Source organism: Salinivibrio sp. AR640 (assembly GCF_001995405.1).
In the GTDB taxonomy this organism is placed as follows: domain Bacteria; phylum Pseudomonadota; class Gammaproteobacteria; order Enterobacterales; family Vibrionaceae; genus Salinivibrio; species Salinivibrio costicola.
In genome coordinates this window covers 1-2,029 of record NZ_MUFD01000051.1, presented here as the reverse complement: position 1 = coordinate 2,029, position 2,029 = coordinate 1, and the positions used below count along the sequence as shown (strand labels likewise).

The 2,029-nt window shown below is 32.9% G+C and carries 1 protein-coding gene and 1 pseudogene; both read left to right on the top strand.

Translation table 11 applies throughout. From position 1 onward, the window contains the following. Positions 1-215 precede the first annotated feature (215 nt). A complete protein-coding gene (locus BZG75_RS15065; protein ID WP_077577415.1) occupies positions 216-1,352 on the top strand; it encodes a hypothetical protein in 1,137 nt (378 codons plus the stop codon). Beyond that, a pseudogene (locus BZG75_RS15060) lies at positions 1,342-2,029 on the top strand (hypothetical protein); the annotation flags it as partial. The gene BZG75_RS15065 and the pseudogene BZG75_RS15060, both read left to right, overlap by 11 nt.

Genomic DNA, 2,029 nt, shown 5'->3' with positions numbered 1-2,029 from the left:
CAACAAGTATCTTCAAAATCATAGTATTTCGCAGCATTTTGGAAAAAATTAACTAGAGAAAAAAGTAATGATAGTAAAAAATCGTCTCTATGTGGCTAGGAGTATATGAAAAGTTATTTGATTTCTTTAAATGTTCGGGTCTGGGTTAACTAGTGATTAGACATAAAATCTTAATAAGTGATTCGCTAACAATTGCAGCCTCAAGGCTGTTGCTTATGGCTTTGAATTTATCATTAGTCGCAGTGCTTGGGGTTGAAGAGTATGGCGCATTCTCTTATCTAGAATATATATCCTTGGCATGTTTTTCTCTATCTAACCTTGGGTTGACAAGTATATTCACGAAAGAATCTCAAAATAAGAGGAATTCGATCCAGAAGATAGTAACAAATTTTTTGGGTATAAAGATGAGTGTATTAATATTACTTATTTCTTTATCACATGGTTACTTGTTATTAACTGAGGAAGTGAGTGTTGTAATAACAAATGCTGTTTACACATTTCTTTTTTCTTGTCTAATAGACTGGGTCTTTGTGAGTTATGGACAAATAAAAAAGCTAGCCAAGCACTACATTGTTTATTTCTTGTTTTTCTTTTCTTTTCTTTCGGCGAGCTATTTTATATCTGAAGGTATAACCCTAATTGATATAAGGGTTATGCAAATAGTAGCGTTATCTTTAGCACTTCCTTTATGTTCTACTTGGATAGTGAAAAACATTGATGTCAGGTGTTTCGATATAAGTTTTATTAAAGAAGTTGTGCCTAGAGGAATTAATATGATGATCTCTCAATTGATCCAAAATGGAGTGCTTATATCCTTAACCACAATAATAAAAGCAAACTATGGATTATTGGCATTGGGCCACTTCTCTTTTGTTATGAGATTTGTAAATATGGTACTTAGCTTAAGAAACATGTTTATGGCTCCCCTGACAAAGTATATTATAAATTCAGGAGTTGATGAGTATATAAACGTTAGGGAAAGACTGAAAACCATAGCATTAATCTTTATGATATTTTCGTTTTCTGTAATGTTCATTATCAGAGTCAATGAGGGAGGCGGATTTTTTTATAGCTTAATAGAGAAGTATCAAGGAGTTGTCAACATAGCAATAATGGTATTGCCTATACCTGCTATGGTGCTGTTCACTTTAGTTGATGGTGTTATTATAAATATGCATAACAAACAGCGAGTTTACCTGTGCTCTGTTGTTTTTTCATTGGTCATATTTGTTATAACTATCTTTGCTAGTTCTTCGTTGACAATGACAATTTTAAGCTTTGTGTTATTTGAGATAATGTATCTATTAATTAACAGAGTCTATATAAATAAGGTGATTTTAGTTGGCAAGTAAAGAAAAAAGCATTATAAATTCGCGATGCCTAATATCTGCTAATCGATTAGATATTGGCTTCAAACTACTTTTCATTGAACATCTTCTTTGTCCATCCCTTGAAAAAAAGAGAGCATATGAGCAACATATTTATGCAATTACAGAGGGCACACTTATTGAAAATGGGAATGAATCCAAAGCAGGCTTAGAGCGATTTAAGTCTGACTTTAAATCTATTTTTGTAAACTTACAAGACAATGGGTTTGATAGTTCCATCTCAACCTTACCCCTATCAGTAGAGGGCTGTATCATTGATGGTGCTCACAGGTTAGCCTGTTCAATTTATCTAAACCTAGATGTTAACGTCACATGGACGAAAAATAGGAGTAAAAAGTACAATTATAAATATTTCCAAACTCGAGGAGTTGAAGAAAAATATATCAAACTAGCTTTGGCTAGTTTGTCTAAATACACAGATAAAATGCGGCTGTCTTGTGTTTGGCCTGTTGCTTGGAATGCAAAAGATAAATTGATCGAAAAGATCGACAGTGAAAATGTTTTTTACGTAAAAGATTCCGATATCAATCTTAATGGAGTAAAGAATTTAGTTGTTAACTTCTACCAAGGTGAGAAATGGCTAGGGAATAAAAACAACAGTTACTCTGGTGCGCTAGGGAAAGCTGAACCTTGTTATAAAG